Here is a 17,134-nt window from a genome sequence, read left to right on the forward strand (position 1 = left end):
CCTCAGCATGATGGCGAGGTGGCCATATGCTTTTGGCATGCCCGAAGCCCAGGGGTACGTCAAGTCAATTCCCGAGGATTTTATCGTGGAAGAAATACTCGGCTTCGATCTTTCCGGGGAAGGGGAGCATTTGTTTTTGTGGGTGGAGAAAACGAATGAAAATACCGAGACTGTCGCCAGGCAATTGGCCGATTTGGCGGGAATTCCACGTCGGCAGATCAGTTACGCGGGTTTGAAAGACCGCCAAGCTGTGACTCGTCAGTGGTTTAGCTTGCACTTGCCGGGCAAAAAGAATCCGGATTGGCGCCTGTGGGGTAATTTTGGGTTTTCGGTATTGAAGGCGGTGCGGCACCATCGCAAGCTCAAAAAAGGCGCCCTCACGGGGAATCGGTTCCGGTTGCGAGTGCGAGATATCACCGGTGACTGTGACGGCGTGGAAGCCCGGATTTGCCAGCTTGCCGAGCTGGGTATACCAAATTATTTTGGTTCTCAACGCTTTGGCTATGAGGGTGAGAATGTAAAGCATGCAACGGCGTGGTTCCAGGGGGAGCTCACCGTCAAAAGCCGACATCTTCAAGGCATTTATCTTTCCGCGGCGCGGGCGTGGCTATTTAATCAGGTATTGGCCGCCCGGATTTCAAAGCAGGCATGGAATCAGCCGCTCAACGGAGATTTGCTGATGTTTGATGGCAGCGGCGCTTTTTTTCGGGCAGAGAAGTTGGATGAAGCCATAGGCACACGAGTACGGCAACAGCACCTTCATCCCTCGGGACCGTTGTGGGGTGTTGGTGACGACAAGGCTTCACATGAGGCCGGAGAGATAGAATTGCAAGCAATCAAGGAATATCCGCAGCTTGCCCAGGGTTTGGAAAAATATCGGGTTAAACTGTCCCGGCGTCCTTTGCGGGCCAGGCTTCAGGATTTTGAGTGGGAATGGCGTGACAAGGATCTGCAACTCAGCTTTTCTTTGCCGTCAGGTAGCTATGCGACAGCCGTACTCCGGGAACTAGTGTTAGTTAATTAGAAAATTGAAGTTGGTGGAATGCCCTTTAGAGCATGCGCTTGTGAATTAAACCGCCTAAAATTTAAAAGAGACTTGCCTATCCATTCTACTCAGCTTAGTGCCGAGGTATTTCTTCCGTGGGTGTTGGTGGCCTGGATGACCGCCATCAAGTCCTCGGGGAAGAGTTTACGACGTCCCACGGAAGAAATACCCCGGCACCTACAGAAATATCCAGTTGCCAAATCTTTATAGGCATGAAAAGAAATAACCCACAAAGGGAGACAGTTTGATGGAGTGTATCCACGCCTTTTGGCTGGCATTGTTGCAAGGACTGACGGAATTTTTACCGATTTCAAGTTCCGCGCACTTGATTCTTGTGCCGGTTCTGCTTGGCTGGAAAGATCAGGGATTGGCTTTTGATATCGCGGTCCACGTGGGGACTTTGCTCGCAGTGGTTACTTATTTTCGCAAGGATTTGCTGGTAATTGTCCGCGACTGGTTTCTATCCCTCACTGGCAAGGCACTCAATCACAACGCGGTTTTGGGCTGGGGAGTGATTCTGGGCACAGTGCCGGTGGGTATCGTGGGATTGCTGGCCAAGGACTGGATTGAAACGGTCTTGAGATCGCCACTGGTGATTGCCGTGGCTACCATTGTTTTCGGGTTGCTGCTCTGGGTGGCGGAAAAATGGAGCAGGCGCAGCCGGACCATTGAGCAGTTGACCATGTGGGATGCCTTGATAATCGGCGTTTTTCAGGCGGTTGCCTTGATTCCAGGTACTTCCCGCTCAGGGATTACCATCACGGGAGGGTTGTTTTTAGGCTTGGACGGAAAAAGCGCGGCCCGGTTTTCGTTTCTGTTGTCTATTCCGGTGATATTTCTGGCCGGTTCACTGGAAACCCTGGACTTGATTCAAGCCGGCCATTCGGTGGATTGGTATGCGTTACTGTTGGGGGTGGCGGTTTCCGGCTTGAGTGCTTATGGCTGTATCAGTTGGTTCATGAAGCTGCTGGATTGGACCGGCATGTGGCCGTTCGTGGTCTACCGGCTGTTTTTGGGAGGCTTTTTGCTGTATATGTTTTGGCCTCAGTAATCCAGTAGTACATAAGCCGCTCCCATGCCGCCGTGTTTGGGTTTGGCGGTACAGAATGCGACGACTTCCGGGAAGCCTGGCAGCCAGCGGTTCAATTGATTTTTCAATACCGGTTTGAACCCTTCTGACCGCCATCCTTTGCCATGGATAATCAAGGCGCAGCGGATACGATCTTCCCGGCAATGGCGCAAAAATTGCTCCAGGATTAAACGGGCCTCGGAAACCGTGTGTCCGTGCAGGTCCAGTTCCGCTTGAGGTGGTATCTCGCCCCGGCGGAGTTTTTTTAACAGGCGCTGATCGCTACCGCCACGGCTAAAAGACAATGGGTCGCCAATGGTTAACTCATCAGTAGGGATCTGAGGGGCTATAGAATGGCTTGTTTTCTTCCGCGGTGTTTTTTTAGGGTGAGGATTGGCTGGAATTTTTGTTTCTTTTTGAGCTAATGGCCTGGCACCGGTGACCGCTCGGCGAAACAAATCTTTGTCTTTCTCGTCTATAGTCATGACCCAAGCACCCGGATGCCAAATTTTCGGAGCATGGTTGTCAGTTTGATCAATGGCAGGCCGATTAATGCGGTGGGATCAGAACTTTCAATACGCTCAAATAGCGCGATTCCCAGTCCTTCCGCCTTGAAAGCGCCGACGCAGTCATAGGGTTGTTCCCGGCGAAGGTAATCCTCAATTTCTGAGTCGGAAAGCCGGCGGAAATAGACTTTGCAGATTTCTACTTCATTGATTTTACGGCTGCTTTTGGCATTGAGAAGGCAAATTCCAGTATAGAAAGTCATGCAATGGCCCGAGGCTGCATGCAATTGGGTGCGGGCGGATTCGAAATCGCCCGGTTTTTGTAATTTACGTCCGCCCAGCAGCGCTACTTGGTCGGCGCCAATAATCAAGCTATCGGGGAACTGCTCAACCAATGCCTGGGCCTTGGCGGCCGCAAGGCGCATGGCCAAATGTTCCGGAGATTCGTTGAAACGTTGGCTTTCATCAATTTTTGGATCGGCGTATTGAAAAGCTAGTTGCAGCTTTTCAAGCAGCGCTGTCCGGTATGGCGAGCTGGAGGCCAAAATTAGAGGGATGCTTTGATTGTCCATATCGGCATTAAAACTAATGATTTAATTTCATAATATTTTGACAGGTTTTACTTAAAATCGATATCATTTCTCAATTATGCCAGCGCGATTACCCGATTTGATTGATCCTTTGCACTGTGTGGACAAGGGCAGGCATTGGCAAGGCGAAATTCCTTTGTCCCGCATGACTCGGTTGGCCACGATGATTGTCAATCCAGAGGAAAAGGCTGTGATTAATTTAACCTTTTCCCGCGAGGGGAAGGTGGCGGCTGTGACAGGATCTGTGCGTGCGACATTGGCATTGACCTGCCAGCGCTGTCTTGAACCGGTGTTTATGACCGTGGATCAACCGATTCAGCTTGGGATAGTCACTTCGATAGAAGAAGGCGAGGCGCTGCCTGAACCTTATGAACCCTTGTTGCTTGAAGACGAGCAAATTCGGTTGGGTTCCATTGTGGAAGACGAATTGATACTGGTCATCCCCAATGTGCCCAGGCACGATGACTGTCGGGTACTTCAGGTTCAGACAGGTTCAGGCGAGAAAGGCCGTCGTGACAACCCTTTTGAAGTGCTGGCAAATTGGAAAAGTAAACATTAATTTTGGCAAGTTAGGAGCAAACTATCCCATGGCGGTACAACAAAATCGTAAAACCCGATCCAAACGTGGCATGCGCCGCGCTCACGATTCCTTGAAATCCCCCGCGTTATCTCAGGATCCGTTAACGGGTGAAACCCATCTGCGCCACCATGTTAGCCCCGATGGTTATTATCGTGGCAAGCGCGTCATTGAAATCAAAGAAGAAGAGATGGAAGAAGAGTAGCCATTGTTTTTGTTTTCTTTGCTGACGCAGGGAAGGGGGAAGCGTGTCCGCAACAATCACAGGTACTTTGAATGAGTAGGCAGGCTCCAGTGGTTGCCTTGGATGCCATGGGCGGCGACCATGGCCCGGAAGTTACCGTGCCCGCGGCATTGGACTGCTTGCAGGACTTTCCCGGTTTGCGTTTGATACTCGTGGGCCAGCAGCAGGTGTTATCCGACTATCTCGGCCGGTATGATAGCCCCCATAAAGACAGAATAAGCATTCACCATGCTTCCCAAGTAGTGGCCATGGACGATTTGCCCTCCAAGGCCATGCGCAACAAAAAAGATTCTTCCATGCGGGTGGCCATCAATCTGGTGGAGAAAGGCGACGCCGATGCCTGTGTCAGCGCCGGGAACACCGGTGCTTTAATGGCCACCGCGCGGTTTGTTTTGAAGACCATCCCTGGGATTGACCGCCCTGCGATTATTGTGGCGCTTCCCTCCGTTCACGGCCATACCCATATTTTGGATATGGGCGCGAATGTGGACTGCAGCGCCGAGCATTTGTTTCAATTCGCGGTCATGGGCTACGAATTGGTGCGCGCGGTAAAAAACATAGAGTCGCCAAGAGTAGGCTTGCTCAATATCGGTGAAGAAGAAATTAAAGGCAATGAGCAGGTCAAACAGGCAGCTAAGCTACTGTCCAATTCATATATGAATTTCATCGGTTATGTGGAAGGTGACGACGTTTTTACCGGAGATGTGGATATTGTGGTCACCGATGGATTTGTGGGGAATGTGTCCTTGAAAACCACGGAAGGTCTTGCCCGGATGCTCGGTCAGGCACTCAAGGATGCATTCAATCAGAATCTTTATGCCAAGCTGATTGGTCTGATGGCGTTGCCGGTTCTTAAATCCTTCAAAAAGCGTTTTGACCCCCGTCAATATAACGGTGCCACCTTATTGGGGTTGCGTGGCATCGTCATCAAAAGCCACGGTAACGCGGACCGCTTTGCGTTTGCCAATGCCATCAAAATGGCAATGCTGGAAATCGATAAAGCCGTGCCAGAGCACATTGGTGAACGGGTCGCCACCATTTTTGCCAATAGGAAAAGCGCGTGACTCAATATGCCCGCATTGTTGGCACTGGCGGATATTTGCCCGCCACCGTGCGAACAAATGATGAGATAGCCAAGCGCGTTGACACTTCTGATACCTGGATTCGCGAGCGGACAGGCATTCGACAGCGCTGTATTGCCAGCCCGGAGGAAACCGCGTCCAGCATGGGTGAAATTGCAGCCTTGCAGGCAATCGAAGCAGCAGGCTGTTCTCCGGAGTCGATTGATTTGATTATCATGGCTACCAGTACGCCGGACCGGGTATTCCCCAGTGCTGCTTGCCTTTTGCAGAAGCGGTTGGGTATCGGAGAGTGCGGTGCATTTGATGTCCAAGCGGCCTGTTCAGGATTCATTTACGCCCTGAGCATTGCCGATCAATTCATCCGTTCCGGTAATTGTAAAAGGGTATTGATCGTTGGAAGCGAGATCAATTCCCGTATCGTCGATTGGAATGATCGCACCACTTGTATTTTGTTCGGTGATGGTGCCGGCGCGGTGGTTTTGGAAGCCTCCGAGGAAGCGGGCATTTTGTCCACGCATATTCATGCCGATGGCCGTTTTAGTGAACTTTTATACTTGCCCAACCCTGAAACCGGTATTCATGAGGAGTCTGCTTGGGTGAAGATGCAAGGCAATGAGGTTTTTAAAATAGCGGTGAATACCCTGGGCCGTATCGTGGATGAAACGCTGGCGGCCAATGGCATGCAAAAATCCGATATCGACTGGTTGGTCCCGCATCAGGCCAATATTCGTATCATTGCTGCCACGGCGCGCAAATTGGGTATGTCCATGGACCGGGTTGTGGTAACCATTGAGAAGCAAGGCAATACCTCTTCCGCCTCCGTGCCTCTGGCATTGCATGAGGCGGTTCAAGATGGCCGTATCCAGCGTGGCCAAATCGTCTTAATGGAAGCATTTGGCGGTGGTTTTACCTGGGGTTCCGCTTTGATTAGGTATTGAAGTAAATTATAAAAGTTAACGAGCCGAGTGATTCATGAAGCGTAGCGATCTTGCATTTTTATTTCCCGGCCAAGGCTCTCAGTCAGTAGGCATGTTGCAGGCATTGGCCCAGGTTTATCCCCAGGTGGAAGAAACCTTTGTCCAGGCGTCGGAAGTGCTGGATTTGAACCTATGGGAATTGGTCAGGGAAGGTCCTTCTGAGTTATTGAATCAAACCGTCAACACACAGCCTGCCATGCTGGCGGCAGGCGTGGCCACGTGGCGGATTTGGCGTGACAAGACGGAAACCTTGCCAAATTGGTTGGCCGGCCATAGTTTGGGGGAATACACAGCGCTGGTTTGCGCGGGAAGCATGCATTTTGAAGATGCGGTCAAAGTGGTTGCTGAGCGGGGGCGCTTGATGCAAACCGCGGTTTCGCCCGGAGAAGGGGCCATGGCGGCAATTTTGGGTTTGGAAGATTCACAAGTCGTTGCCCTTTGTCAGCAGATTTCCAAGCCGGATTCCGTGGTGGCGGCAGCTAATTTTAATGCCCCCGGACAAGTGGTAATCGCCGGTCACGCCGGGGCAGTGCAAATTGCTTGCGACCAAGCCAAGGCGCTTGGCGCCAGGCGGGCGGTGATTCTACCTGTGAGTGTGCCTTCCCATTGTGTGTTAATGAAACCCGCGGCGGACAAATTGAAACTCATTCTCGAGAGTATTTCGATTCAGTCCCCAAATATTCCGGTAGTCCACAACGTGGATGTCAGTACCCACTCCTCCCCGGAGGTCATCCGCTCATTGTTGGTGGAGCAGTTGTATTCTCCAGTACGCTGGAGCGAAGGTATTCGCTTCATGGGTGATCAAGGCGTTGGGGTTTTTGTTGAATGTGGGCCCGGGAAGGTATTGGCGGGCCTGAACAAAAGAATTTTAAAAAATAAACAGATTTTGCCGGTTTATGATCCCGGTTCTCTGGATAAGGCGTTGGAGGAGTTGGATGGATGAAAGAGTCGCGCTGGTAACTGGCGCTAGTCGAGGTATTGGTCGGGCTATTGCCTTGCAGTTGGCCAAAGATGGGTTGGTTGTGATAGGCACTGCAACTACGGATCAGGGGGCGGAAAAGATTTCCCAGGCCATTAGCGAAGCTGGCGGCAAGGGCGAAGGCAAAGTCCTTAATGTGACCGATGCGGATCAAATGCATGCACTGATACAAGCGATAGGGAAAGAGTACGGCGCGCCCACGGTATTGGTAAATAATGCCGGCATTACCCGGGATAATCTATTGATGCGGATGAAGGACGAAGAATGGGAAGCTGTCATCAATACCAACCTTTCTTCTGTGTTTCGACTTTGTAAGGCATGTCTTCGTGGCATGATGAAATCCCGCTGGGGCCGTATTGTCAATATCGGCTCGGTTGTTGGCGCGACTGGCAATGCCGGTCAGGCCAACTACGCCGCCGCCAAGGCGGGTTTGGTGGGTTTCACCAAGTCTCTGGCAAAAGAAGTGGGCTCGCGCAATATCACGGCCAATACGGTGGCGCCTGGATTCATCGATACCGATATGACCCGTGAATTGCCGGAAGAGCAACGCCAAGCGCTGCTTCAATCCATCCCTCTGGGTCGATTGGGGGATGTGCAAGAAATTGCCGACGTGGTATCTTTTTTGTGCTCTGACAAGGCAGGATATATTACGGGGGAAACCCTGCATGTTAACGGCGGGATGTATATGCCGTAACGGTAGCTAACCCGGATATTTCACCAGCCGAATCCGGGCTTTCTTAATAATTAAATAAGTTTTAAACATAAAATGCGCAGGTTTTATGATTTCCACGAAATCCAATTTGGATTCAGCCCGAATCCTATCCCGGCCCTGGCTTGTCCAAGCCCAGCCGCACCTGTCCTGCGCCATTATCCGGGATGCTGGTGAAATATCCGGGCTAAAAAAATTTTGTATTTGCCGGAATTCGCATTTAAAATGCCCGGCCTGACAGGTATAACTATAACTTTACTGAGGTAAGGAAAAAATCATGAGTGATGTGGCAGAACGTGTAAAAAAGATTGTGGCTGAACAGCTAGGTGTCAAGGAAGAAGTCTCCAACGATGCTTCTTTTGTGGATGATTTGGGCGCCGACTCTTTGGATACCGTCGAGTTGGTGATGGCTTTGGAGGAGGAGTTTGATTGCGAAATTCCAGATGAAGAAGCAGAAAAAATCACTACGGTCCAAGAGGCCATTGACTACATCGAAAGCCATCTGGGCTAATATTTTTCGGTTTATAGATTTTCAGATCTTTCCTTCCAGGATCCAGGTACATACTTTTGAGTGATAGAAGGGTTGTCATCACCGGCTTGGGGATTGTTTCTCCCGTAGGGAATACCATTTCCGAGGCGTGGGAAAACATATTGGCGGGGCGTAGCGGCATCGGTCCCATCGAGTATTTTGATGTGAGTGACTTTTCCACCCGTTTTGGTGGCTTGGTAAAAGGATTTGACGTAACCGAGTACATTCCCGCCAAGGAAGCTCGAAAAATGGACCCTTTTATCCATTATGGCATCGCCGCTGCCTGCCAGGCTTTTGATGATGCGGGTCTGGAAGTCACCGAAGCAAACTCAGAATGGATGGGGGTGGCTATTGGCGCTGGCATTGGTGGAATTACCGGGATTGAGAATGGCCACAGCGCTTTTGTGAAAGGCGGCCCCCGCCGGATTACGCCTTTTTTTGTGCCCGCCAATATCATCAACATGATTTCCGGAAATTTTTCCGTCATGAAGGGCATGCGCGGGCCGAATTTTGCCGTGGTGTCCGCGTGTGCCACCGCCAATCACAATATTGGCGAATCGGCGCGGATCATTCGTACCGGCGATGCCGAAGTGATGATTGCCGGAGGCGCGGAGTATCCCATATCCCCCACCGGGCTGGGGGGATTCGCTGCCGCCAGGGCGCTGTCGCGCCGCAATGACGATCCGCAGCGGGCGAGCCGCCCTTGGGATAAAGACAGGGACGGTTTTGTGCTTTCTGAAGGGGCAGGCGTTGTCGTGCTGGAATCCTTGGAACACGCCCAGAAGCGCGGCGCCGAGATCTACGCCGAATTGATCGGCTACGGCGCCAGCGCGGATGCCTATCACATGACTCAGCCCCCACCAGAAGGCAGCGGTGCCGCGCTTTGCATGAGGCGGGCGCTGCGTTCTGCAGGGATTGATCCCAGCCAGGTGGATTATATCAATGCCCACGGGACTTCCACGCCAGCGGGTGATTTGGCGGAAACCCGGGCAATCAAAAATGCTTTTGGAGAAGCCGCCTATCAAATCCCGGTGAGCTCGACCAAGTCCATGACCGGACATTTATTGGGCGCGGCTGGCGGTATCGAGGCTATCTTCTCAATCCTGGCGATTCGCGACCAGGTGGCCCCTCCCACCATTAATCTAGATGAACCCGATCCCGAATGTGATTTGGATTACATCCCCCATCAAGCACGGGAATTGAAAATAGACATTACCATTTCCAATTCCTTTGGTTTTGGCGGTACTAATTCCTCACTCATTTTCAAGAAATTTACCGGCTGAGCTGGTTTATGTAACCTGGATATTTCACCAGCCGGTTTCGGGCTTTTTTGCAATTAACTGATTTTTAAACATCAAATGCGCAAGATTGATGATTTCTACGAAATCCATTTTGGATTCAGCCCGAACCTTATCCCGGCCCTGGCTTGTCCAGGCACGCCTGGGCTTGGGCTTCCTTCAAGCCGTAAGCTTAAGGCTATGCCTTTCAGTCCAGCCCGGCGCCCAGCCGCACCTGTCCTGCGCCATCATCCGGGATGCTGGTGAAATATCCAGGTTAAATTTCCGATGAACGCCTCTCCGGTTTTGATTAATGGTCAGCCGGGCAATTTGATTGACATTTCAGACCGTGGTTTCCAATACGGAGACGGTTTGTTTGAAACGATACTTTTTTTTCGAGACCGGCTGGTTCTCTTTTCCTGTCATATGGATCGTCTGCAACAAGGGTGCTCTCGTCTAGGGATACCTTTCCCCGGCATGGATCGCTTAGCCAAGGAATCAAACGCAGTAGCCCAGGCGGGGGAAGGCGTGGTTAAAATCTTATTGACCCGGGGATGCGGAGGACGAGGATATAATGTTCCTGCTGAATCAAAACCTAACCGCGTTGTCAGCTGGCACCCTTTTCCAGACAATTTATCTGCAGCCTGCAATGGCATCGAGCTTCAGCGCTGCCAAACGGCTTTAAGTATTCAGCCCTTGCTCGCTGGCATTAAACACTGCAACCGCCTCGAACAAGTTCTTGCCAGCCGCGAATTAGCTAATCCAGCCATCAGCGAAGGTCTGATGTTGGATACGGAAGGATTTGTGGTGGAAGGGACGCGGATGAATCTATTCTTTGTAAAGGCAGATACACTTTATACCCCGCTGCTGGATCGCTGCGGCGTGGAAGGTATTGCCAAAGGATGGATTCTGGAACAGGCAAAAAAAGCAGGTATTGAAACCCGCGAAAAAAGAATCCGTCTTGAGTCGCTGGTTCAGGCAGACGAAATATTCATGACCAATAGTATTTATGGTGTCATGCCGGTGGTGAAATTCCAGGCGAATGCTTCTATAAAAGATTACCCTATCGGGGTGATGACCCTATCGTTCCAAAAAGCCTGGGAAAAGCTATTGCAAAGCGGGGCGGAATGAAATTTTGGACTATTTTCCTGCCCATTGCCGCTCTCATAGGAATGGCCGCTGGCGCTTTTTGGCTGTGGCATCAATACCAACAAGGCTTGCAAAGCCCGCTCGCCAACACCCAAACCGTGGTATTTGAAGTTCGCAAAGGCGACAATTTAAAAGCGGTTGCCGCCCGCTTGCAACAACGGGGGTGGTTGAAGCAACCTCTGTGGTTGCAAGCCTGGGCCTATCAACAAAAAGCAGCCCAAAAGATCAAAGCCGGCGAATATCAGATTCCGCCAGGCACCACTGTCAAAGAGCTGCTTGCCATGATGGTGGCAGGTAAAGTGAAACAATATAAAATCACCTTGGTGGAGGGATGGACGGTGAAACAAGCCCTCTCAGCCCTACAGTCTCATCCAGCACTCCAATACACGCTCCAAGGGGTTCCCTTGGAGAAATTACTGGCAGAGCTTGGTTTGCCTTCGGGACATCCTGAGGGGCGATTTTTTCCCGATACCTATTTTTTCGTCAAAAACACTTCCGACCGGGAAATTCTGCGCCGTGCCTATGAGAAAATGACTAAGGTCATGACGGAAGAGTGGCAAAACCGGCAACCGGATTTGCCCTTGAAAAATACCTACGAGGCCTTGATTCTGGCTTCCATTGTCGAGAAGGAAACCGGTAAACTGGCTGAACAACCTCAAATCGCCGGCGTCTTTATCCGCCGCTTGAAAATAGGAATGCGTTTGCAATCCGATCCCACAGTGATTTATGGCATGGGAGATGCTTATCAGGGTGATATCCGTTACCGGGATTTACGCCAGGACACGCCTTACAATACCTATATCCATGCCGGACTGCCGCCGACTCCCATCGCCATGCCGGGGCGCAGCGCCATTCATGCGGTTTTGCATCCCCACCCAGGCAAGGCCTTGTATTTTGTGGCAAACGGGGATGGTGGCCATGTTTTTTCCGCCACCTTGAAAGAACACAACCGGGCAGTGGCCCGTTTTCTGAAGCGGACAAGACGATGAAGCGGGGTAAATTTATCACCCTGGAAGGCGGGGAAGGGGTCGGCAAGACCACGAACCTTCAATACATTCAGCAGTTTTTGCTGGAACAGCAGATTGAAGTGGTGGTCACCCGGGAGCCTGGCGGCGTGTCGGTGGCGGAAAAACTGCGGTCCCTGATTGTAGAGGAAACCTCCCTGTACCCGGAAGCGGAACTGCTTTTATTGTTCGCCGGCCGGGTCCATCACATCCAGGAATTGATCTTGCCGTCGTTGAACCAGGGGAAATGGGTGATATGCGATCGCTTTACCGATGCCAGCTACGCCTATCAAGGGGAAGGCAGGGGCATTGCCTGGCGCCGTATTGAATACCTGGAAGACTGGCTGCAAAAGGGATTGAAACCGGATTTGACTTTGTTGTTGGACGCGCCCGTGGAAGTAGGGCTGAACAGGACCCGGCAACGAACAGATAACAATCGCTTTGAAAAAGAAAGCCTGGCATTTATGCAACGGGTCAGGCGGGGATATTTGTTACTCAGTCAGCTGCATCCAGAGCGAATACGCCGGATTGATGCTACCCGGCCTTTGAGCCAGGTGCAGGCCCAAATTGGAGGGATTTTGCAGGAGCTGATAACATCGTGGCGGCAAAGTTGAGCCTCTACCCTTGGCAGGATGCCATTTGGTCCCATTTACAAGCTTATCAAGCGCAAAACCGGTTGCCTCAAGGGTTATTGTTAAGTGGTCCCAAAGGCATCGGCAAAACCCGGCTCGCCCATTATTTCGCCCACGGTACGCTTTGTGAAAAAGGGCGCCATTGCGGCCAGTGTGCTTCCTGTAAATTGCTTGCTGGGGGCACTCATCCCGATCTTCTTATTATTGCCCCGGAACCTGGAAAAATCCTGACTGTGGAAAGCATCCGTTCTTTAATTGAACGGTTGGAACTCAAGCCGCAGTATGGAAAGGGGCGGGTGGTGATTATTGAATCGGCGGACCGGATGAATATCGCTTCGGCCAACAGCTTTCTCAAAACCTTGGAAGAACCAGGTCCTGGCACCCAGATCTTTCTGATTTGCGAGAATCCGGCGCTTTTGCCCGCCACTATTCGCAGCCGCTGCCAGCATATCAAGCTTGCTCCGCCAGCCGAGAAAGTATCGCTTGATTGGCTGCAATCTCAAGGATTTGACTTGGAGCCTTCCCAACTGGCATTGGCGTTGAATCACGGTGCGCCCCTGCTGGCAAAATCCTGGCTGGAAAGCGATGCGTCCACCCGAAGACAAAAGTTCTTGCATCACTGGCAAGCATTGATGGAAAGCCGCCAAGATCCCGTTGTACTCGCCGAGCAATGGAAAGACGAGCCCTTGGAAGCGTTATTATCCTGGTCCACGGCGTTGGCTGCTGATCTGATACGGTTGGCTTTCGGCATGGGCGGTCGGGTCATGAATCCAGATTGTCAGGCCCTGTTGCAGAAATATGGCGAGCAACTAAACTTAAGGAAATTAATGGATTACTGGCAGCAGCTGTTGGCCGCCAAACGGGATTGTCATTCCCAGGTCAATCGCCAACTGATGCTGGAAACTTTGTTTATTGAAACCTATCGGTTGACACCATGACGCAAACCAAATCGAAACAAGGCATCCTTTCCTTGACCATCAAGGATAAAAACGCGCTTTACGCGGCCTATATGCCGTTTTTGAAGAACGGTGGGCTTTTTATTCCCACCACCCGGCAATATGAACTGGGTGATGAGGTCTTTATGTTGCTGAGCTTGATGGAAGAAACCGAACGCATTCCCGTCGCCGGTAAAATTGTCTGGATTACCCCCAAGGGCGCGGAAGGCTACCGCGCGGCTGGCGTGGGGGTGGAATTTACCGATGAAGATCAAGGGAAAACCCGCAGCAAAATCGAAACTCATCTGGCCGGGGCATTGAAATCCGACCGTCCAACCCATACCATGTAGGGAGTTTTTTCCTTACTTGGTATTTCTAGATGCTGATTGATTCCCACTGCCACCTGGATCGTCTCGATCTGAAACCCTACGACAACCATTTCCATGCTTACATGGAACATGCCCGAAAAGAAGGGTTGGAACACATGCTTTGTGTATGCATCAACCTGGAAACCTATGGCCGGATGCGAACGCTTGTCGATCCCTACTGGCCGGAGATTTCCGTTTCCGTGGGCGTGCATCCCAATGATTGCCGGGGGATGGATATTCCAGCGGAAAAGCTGCTGGAACTGGGACAGGATGACCACGTGGTTGCCATTGGCGAAACTGGGTTGGATTATTACCGCACGGAAGAAAACCAGGATTGGCAGCATCGCCGCTTTAGGCAGCATGTTCAAGTGGCCAAAAACCTCAAAAAACCTTTAATTATTCATAGCCGGGCGGCCAAGGAAGATACCTTGCGGATCCTGCAGGAAGAAAATGCCGGCGAAGTGGGGGGTGTGCTCCATTGCTTTGCCGAAGACTGGGATATGGCAAAGCGGGCGTTGGATTTGAATTTCTATATTTCCTTTTCCGGCATTGTCACCTTCAAAAATGCCCAGGTGTTGCAGAATGTGGCCAAAAAGGTGCCGGAAGATCGTTTTCTGATTGAAACGGACTCTCCTTATTTAGCGCCTATTCCTCATCGTGGTAAACCCAATTATCCCCATTATGTCCGCCATGTGGCGGAGGCGATCGCCCAGCTTCGCGGTACGACTTTCGATCAGGTTGCCGAGCGCAGCAGCCGCAATTTTTATGATCTCTTTAGTTTAGTGCCTGAAACTGTCTGACAGCTTCCATAGCGCGCTCCAGCGCTTCTTTTTGGGTATAAAAATGGGGCGAAAAGCGTATCCCCCCGCCGCGATGGGCGCAGATGATGTTTTGCCGGCGTAAAGTTTGAAACAATGCCTGAGTGTCGGCATTAACAGGTTTGAAAGTCACAATGCCCGAGCGCTGTGCTGGATAAACAGGAGACAGTAGCGTTAAATCAGGGGCCGCCAGGATGGCTTCAATCAAATAATGGGTGTTGTCCAAAACCCGTTTCTCGATGGATTCCAGGCCCACTTCCAATAACAATGACAGGCTGGCACTTAGGGCGTGGATCCCCAGCATATTGGGGCTGCCGCATTCAAAGCGGCGCGCGCTTTTGGCAATTTCCCAGGCTGGATTGTCGTAATCACCCGCGTTTTCCACCATATGCCAGCCATATTGGCTAAGGGAAAGCCTATCCCTGGCATCAGGCGTTGAGTAAAACACCCCCAACCCTTCCGGGCCCAGCAGCCATTTGTGGCCGTCCGCCATGACGTAATCGGCTTGCCAGCGTTGAACATCCGATTGCAGCGCCCCCAGGCTCTGAATGGCGTCAACGCAGAAGAGCACGCTCTGTTTACGGCAAAATTCCCCGATTTGTTCCAAATTCATACGCCTGCCACTGGCATACTGTACCGAACTAACGGTAATCAGACGGGTATGATTATCCACGTGCTGGAAAAGCGCCTGTTCGGGATTGTCCGTATGGATAGCCGCCTGACGCAATTCCACGCCTTTTGTGCTGAGAGACTCCCAAGGAATGCGATTGGATGGGAACTCTTCCGAGCTGGTGACAATGTTATCCCCGGTTTTCCAATCCAGGCCATAGGCGACAAAGGAAAGGGCTTCCGAAGTATTTTTCACCAGGGCGATATCGTCGCTGGATGGTGCATTTAATACTTCTTTGAATTGCTCTCGCAATTCCCGCTCTTTTTGTTGCCAACGGGGGTAATGGGTAGCGCCCACCCGGCAATTTTCCTCGGCAAACTGTATCACCGCCTCTTTGGTGCGTTTGGGCCAAGGGGCAACCGCGGCATGATTGAGGTAGACAATTTCAGGCTCAAGCTCAAATTCCTGCGCCAGGAGGGTCATTGAAAGTCACTCCTGCCAGGCAGCTTATGGTTGTGGGTGCGCCAGGGACGATTGGCAAGAAAGAAGGCCATGATTAATGTCAGTAGCAGCCAGTCCCGGCCGATCAGAATGATGGCGGTCCAACTATAGTCACCGTAAGGTTGCCGCAGGTCCTTATAAAGATCGCCCACCAAAATAATCATCAGAACCAAGGGCACAAATCCTTTGATAAGGTATTCCCAAATTTTTCCCAGGCGCACGCTGGAGATCCGGTTAAGATGATGCCGCAGCCGGCCGATATCAAACAGCCAACCCACCACCAGACATTCAAAAATCCCCACCAGTACCAATCCGTAATGGGTAATGAAGTGATCGACAATATCCAGCCATAAAAGTCCGGCCTGGCTGGTAAACAAAATCGAGCCGAAAAATCCTACAAGGCACACCACGGTCACCAGGGTTTTGCGGGGGAAGTCGAATTTGTCCACTGCGGCGGAGACAAACGCTTCGATAATGGAAATGGCGGAAGAAAATCCGGCTACCACCAGGCACAAAAAGAATACCGCGCCAAAAAAATTGCCGCCAGGCATCAGGCTCATGGCTTTGGGGTAGACCACAAAGGCCAGGCCGATGCTTTGGCTGACCACATCGCCGATTTCCTTTTGTTCCGCCTGGGCCATGAATCCCAACACGGAAAAAACCGCAATCCCGGCAAACAGGGAATAGCCACTGTTGATAAAAGCGGTCATCAAGGCGGTGCCGGTGATATTGGCTTTCTCGGGCAAATAGCTGGCATAGACAATCATGATGCCAAACCCCAAGCTCAGGGTGAAAAAGATCTGGCTGTAGGCGTCAATCCATACTTTGGGTTCATTCAACTTGGAAAAATCCGGGGTGACATAGGCTTTCAGGCCAGCCATGGCGCCGTCCAAAGTAAGCGCCCAAAACACCAAGATGACCGTCAAGACCAGCAACATGGGCATCAGGATTTTGTTGGCCAGTTCAATCCCCTTTTGCACCCCGGAAAAGACCACCCACCAGTTGACCAGCCAGATAAAGCAAAGGCTGAAAAGAATCGGGGTGCGGATGGCGCCAATGTCCCCCGGGGAATCGGAAACCTGCAAGAATTTTTTAAAAAAATAGTGATCCGGGTCCTGGCCCCAGGTTAAGTCGAAGGCATAGACAAAGTAATCCAGACACCAGGCAATGACCACGCTGTAATACAGCACAATGCCGAACATCACAAGGCAAACCGCCCACCAGCCCAGCCATTCCCAGTGGGGGCTGATTTTCCGGTAGGCCAGCGGCGCGGAGCCAATACGTTCGTGGCCAATGGCATATTCCAGAATCAAAAGGGGGATGCCGGCGGTTAAAAGCGCTATCAAATAGGGGACAAGAAAAGCCCCGCCGCCGTGTTCGTAAGCCAAATAACTAAATCGCCAAATATTCCCAAGCCCGATGGCCGACCCCACCGCGGCGAGCAAGAAACCGAATTCACTTTTCCATTGCTCTCTAGCCATAACGAAAATCCCCCAATATTATTTGGTGCAGGGATAGACTAAGAGAGAAAGG

At 51.5% G+C, this 17,134-nt stretch carries 20 protein-coding genes; 16 read left to right on the forward strand and 4 right to left on the reverse strand.

What is annotated here, in order from left to right; all coding sequences use genetic code 11:
• Window positions 1–7: 7 nt before the first annotated feature.
• Together AXA67_11640 and AXA67_11645 are read left to right on the forward strand one after the other, a co-directional pair.
• Complete coding sequence (locus tag AXA67_11640; GenBank protein KXJ40173.1) at window positions 8–1,024, forward strand: hypothetical protein; 1,017 nt, start codon at window positions 8–10, stop codon at window positions 1,022–1,024.
• Between the two features lie 268 nt (window positions 1,025–1,292).
• Complete coding sequence (locus AXA67_11645) at window positions 1,293–2,096, forward strand: undecaprenyl-diphosphatase (GenBank protein ID KXJ39710.1); 804 nt, start codon at window positions 1,293–1,295, stop codon at window positions 2,094–2,096.
• On the opposite strand, the gene AXA67_11650 is transcribed toward AXA67_11645, so the two are convergent.
• On the reverse strand, window positions 2,090–2,599 hold the full coding sequence (locus AXA67_11650; protein KXJ39711.1) for a hypothetical protein: 510 nt from the start codon (window positions 2,597–2,599) through the stop codon (window positions 2,090–2,092). The two genes, AXA67_11645 and AXA67_11650, sit on opposite strands and share 7 nt — an antisense overlap.
• The gene (locus tag AXA67_11655; protein KXJ39712.1) at window positions 2,596–3,192 is read right to left on the reverse strand and encodes a septum formation inhibitor Maf; all 597 of its coding nucleotides are present in this window, start codon (window positions 3,190–3,192) and stop codon (window positions 2,596–2,598) included. The genes AXA67_11650 and AXA67_11655 overlap by 4 nt, the downstream gene beginning before the upstream one ends.
• Window positions 3,193–3,268: 76 nt before the next feature.
• Between AXA67_11655 and AXA67_11660 the strand changes: the two genes are divergently transcribed.
• The 14 genes from AXA67_11660 to AXA67_11725 all read left to right on the forward strand — a co-directional run bounded on the left by AXA67_11660 (window position 3,269) and on the right by AXA67_11725 (window position 14,472).
• The gene (locus AXA67_11660; protein ID KXJ39713.1) at window positions 3,269–3,769 is read left to right on the forward strand and encodes a hypothetical protein; all 501 of its coding nucleotides are present in this window, start codon (window positions 3,269–3,271) and stop codon (window positions 3,767–3,769) included.
• Between the two features lie 28 nt (window positions 3,770–3,797).
• On the forward strand, window positions 3,798–3,992 hold the full coding sequence (gene rpmF / locus AXA67_11665) for a 50S ribosomal protein L32 (protein KXJ39714.1): 195 nt from the start codon (window positions 3,798–3,800) through the stop codon (window positions 3,990–3,992).
• Between the two features lie 71 nt (window positions 3,993–4,063).
• Window positions 4,064–5,095, forward strand: a complete 1,032-nt coding sequence (locus AXA67_11670; GenBank protein KXJ39715.1) for a phosphate acyltransferase — start codon at window positions 4,064–4,066, stop codon at window positions 5,093–5,095.
• Window positions 5,092–6,051: a 3-oxoacyl-ACP synthase gene (locus tag AXA67_11675; protein KXJ39716.1), complete on the forward strand. Its 960-nt coding sequence runs from the start codon at window positions 5,092–5,094 to the stop codon at window positions 6,049–6,051. Before AXA67_11670 ends, AXA67_11675 begins: the two co-directional genes overlap by 4 nt.
• 34 nt (window positions 6,052–6,085) lie before the next feature.
• A complete protein-coding gene (locus AXA67_11680) occupies window positions 6,086–7,033 on the forward strand; it encodes a malonyl CoA-ACP transacylase (GenBank protein KXJ39717.1) in 948 nt (315 codons plus the stop codon).
• Complete coding sequence (gene fabG / locus AXA67_11685; GenBank protein KXJ39718.1) at window positions 7,026–7,763, forward strand: beta-ketoacyl-ACP reductase; 738 nt, start codon at window positions 7,026–7,028, stop codon at window positions 7,761–7,763. Before AXA67_11680 ends, fabG begins: the two co-directional genes overlap by 8 nt.
• Before the next feature lie 292 nt (window positions 7,764–8,055).
• Window positions 8,056–8,289, forward strand: a complete 234-nt coding sequence (locus AXA67_11690) for an acyl carrier protein (protein KXJ39719.1) — start codon at window positions 8,056–8,058, stop codon at window positions 8,287–8,289.
• Between the two features lie 56 nt (window positions 8,290–8,345).
• Window positions 8,346–9,590 carry a beta-ketoacyl-[acyl-carrier-protein] synthase II gene (locus AXA67_11695; protein KXJ39720.1) on the forward strand — a complete coding sequence of 415 codons (1,245 nt, stop codon included), beginning with the start codon at window positions 8,346–8,348 and terminating at the stop codon, window positions 9,588–9,590.
• A 282-nt stretch (window positions 9,591–9,872) separates the two neighbouring features.
• Window positions 9,873–10,715, forward strand: a complete 843-nt coding sequence (locus AXA67_11700; GenBank protein KXJ39721.1) for a hypothetical protein — start codon at window positions 9,873–9,875, stop codon at window positions 10,713–10,715.
• The gene (locus AXA67_11705) at window positions 10,712–11,722 is read left to right on the forward strand and encodes an aminodeoxychorismate lyase (GenBank protein ID KXJ39722.1); all 1,011 of its coding nucleotides are present in this window, start codon (window positions 10,712–10,714) and stop codon (window positions 11,720–11,722) included. Before AXA67_11700 ends, AXA67_11705 begins: the two co-directional genes overlap by 4 nt.
• Window positions 11,719–12,351, forward strand: a complete 633-nt coding sequence (locus tag AXA67_11710; GenBank protein KXJ39723.1) for a thymidylate kinase — start codon at window positions 11,719–11,721, stop codon at window positions 12,349–12,351. The genes AXA67_11705 and AXA67_11710 overlap by 4 nt, the downstream gene beginning before the upstream one ends.
• Entirely contained in the window at window positions 12,348–13,307 is a 960-nt protein-coding gene (locus tag AXA67_11715) for a hypothetical protein (protein ID KXJ39724.1), read from the forward strand. The genes AXA67_11710 and AXA67_11715 overlap by 4 nt, the downstream gene beginning before the upstream one ends.
• The gene (locus AXA67_11720) at window positions 13,304–13,654 is read left to right on the forward strand and encodes a pilus assembly protein PilZ (protein ID KXJ39725.1); all 351 of its coding nucleotides are present in this window, start codon (window positions 13,304–13,306) and stop codon (window positions 13,652–13,654) included. The genes AXA67_11715 and AXA67_11720 overlap by 4 nt, the downstream gene beginning before the upstream one ends.
• A gap of 29 nt (window positions 13,655–13,683) precedes the next feature.
• Window positions 13,684–14,472, forward strand: coding sequence for a deoxyribonuclease (locus tag AXA67_11725; GenBank protein ID KXJ39726.1), 789 nt, complete (start codon window positions 13,684–13,686; stop codon window positions 14,470–14,472).
• Here the strand turns inward: AXA67_11725 and AXA67_11730 are convergent.
• Both AXA67_11730 and AXA67_11735 read right to left on the reverse strand, forming a co-directional pair.
• The gene (locus tag AXA67_11730; protein ID KXJ39727.1) at window positions 14,447–15,583 is read right to left on the reverse strand and encodes a class V aminotransferase; all 1,137 of its coding nucleotides are present in this window, start codon (window positions 15,581–15,583) and stop codon (window positions 14,447–14,449) included. The genes AXA67_11725 and AXA67_11730 overlap by 26 nt on opposite strands.
• Window positions 15,580–17,082, reverse strand: coding sequence for a transporter (locus tag AXA67_11735; protein ID KXJ39728.1), 1,503 nt, complete (start codon window positions 17,080–17,082; stop codon window positions 15,580–15,582). The genes AXA67_11730 and AXA67_11735 overlap by 4 nt, the downstream gene beginning before the upstream one ends.
• Between the last annotated feature and the right edge of the window lie 52 nt (window positions 17,083–17,134).

Origin of the sequence: Methylothermaceae bacteria B42 (assembly GCA_001566965.1) — a bacterium.
Classification (GTDB): Bacteria; Pseudomonadota; Gammaproteobacteria; order Methylococcales; family Methylothermaceae; genus Methylohalobius.

Coding starts and splice junctions, on each gene's coding strand:
- AXA67_11700 (KXJ39721.1), top strand. CDS start 9,873: ATGAACGCCTCTCCGGTTTTGATTAATGGTCAGCCGGGCAATTTGATT.
- AXA67_11645 (KXJ39710.1), top strand. CDS start 1,293: ATGGAGTGTATCCACGCCTTTTGGCTGGCATTGTTGCAAGGACTGACG.
- AXA67_11650 (KXJ39711.1), bottom strand. CDS start 2,599: ATGACTATAGACGAGAAAGACAAAGATTTGTTTCGCCGAGCGGTCACC.
- AXA67_11710 (KXJ39723.1), top strand. CDS start 11,719: ATGAAGCGGGGTAAATTTATCACCCTGGAAGGCGGGGAAGGGGTCGGC.
- AXA67_11735 (KXJ39728.1), bottom strand. CDS start 17,082: ATGGCTAGAGAGCAATGGAAAAGTGAATTCGGTTTCTTGCTCGCCGCG.
- AXA67_11640 (KXJ40173.1), top strand. CDS start 8: ATGATGGCGAGGTGGCCATATGCTTTTGGCATGCCCGAAGCCCAGGGG.
- rpmF (KXJ39714.1), top strand. CDS start 3,798: ATGGCGGTACAACAAAATCGTAAAACCCGATCCAAACGTGGCATGCGC.
- AXA67_11690 (KXJ39719.1), top strand. CDS start 8,056: ATGAGTGATGTGGCAGAACGTGTAAAAAAGATTGTGGCTGAACAGCTA.
- AXA67_11730 (KXJ39727.1), bottom strand. CDS start 15,583: ATGACCCTCCTGGCGCAGGAATTTGAGCTTGAGCCTGAAATTGTCTAC.
- AXA67_11660 (KXJ39713.1), top strand. CDS start 3,269: ATGCCAGCGCGATTACCCGATTTGATTGATCCTTTGCACTGTGTGGAC.
- AXA67_11670 (KXJ39715.1), top strand. CDS start 4,064: ATGAGTAGGCAGGCTCCAGTGGTTGCCTTGGATGCCATGGGCGGCGAC.
- AXA67_11655 (KXJ39712.1), bottom strand. CDS start 3,192: ATGGACAATCAAAGCATCCCTCTAATTTTGGCCTCCAGCTCGCCATAC.
- AXA67_11680 (KXJ39717.1), top strand. CDS start 6,086: ATGAAGCGTAGCGATCTTGCATTTTTATTTCCCGGCCAAGGCTCTCAG.
- AXA67_11705 (KXJ39722.1), top strand. CDS start 10,712: ATGAAATTTTGGACTATTTTCCTGCCCATTGCCGCTCTCATAGGAATG.
- AXA67_11725 (KXJ39726.1), top strand. CDS start 13,684: ATGCTGATTGATTCCCACTGCCACCTGGATCGTCTCGATCTGAAACCC.
- fabG (KXJ39718.1), top strand. CDS start 7,026: ATGGATGAAAGAGTCGCGCTGGTAACTGGCGCTAGTCGAGGTATTGGT.
- AXA67_11720 (KXJ39725.1), top strand. CDS start 13,304: ATGACGCAAACCAAATCGAAACAAGGCATCCTTTCCTTGACCATCAAG.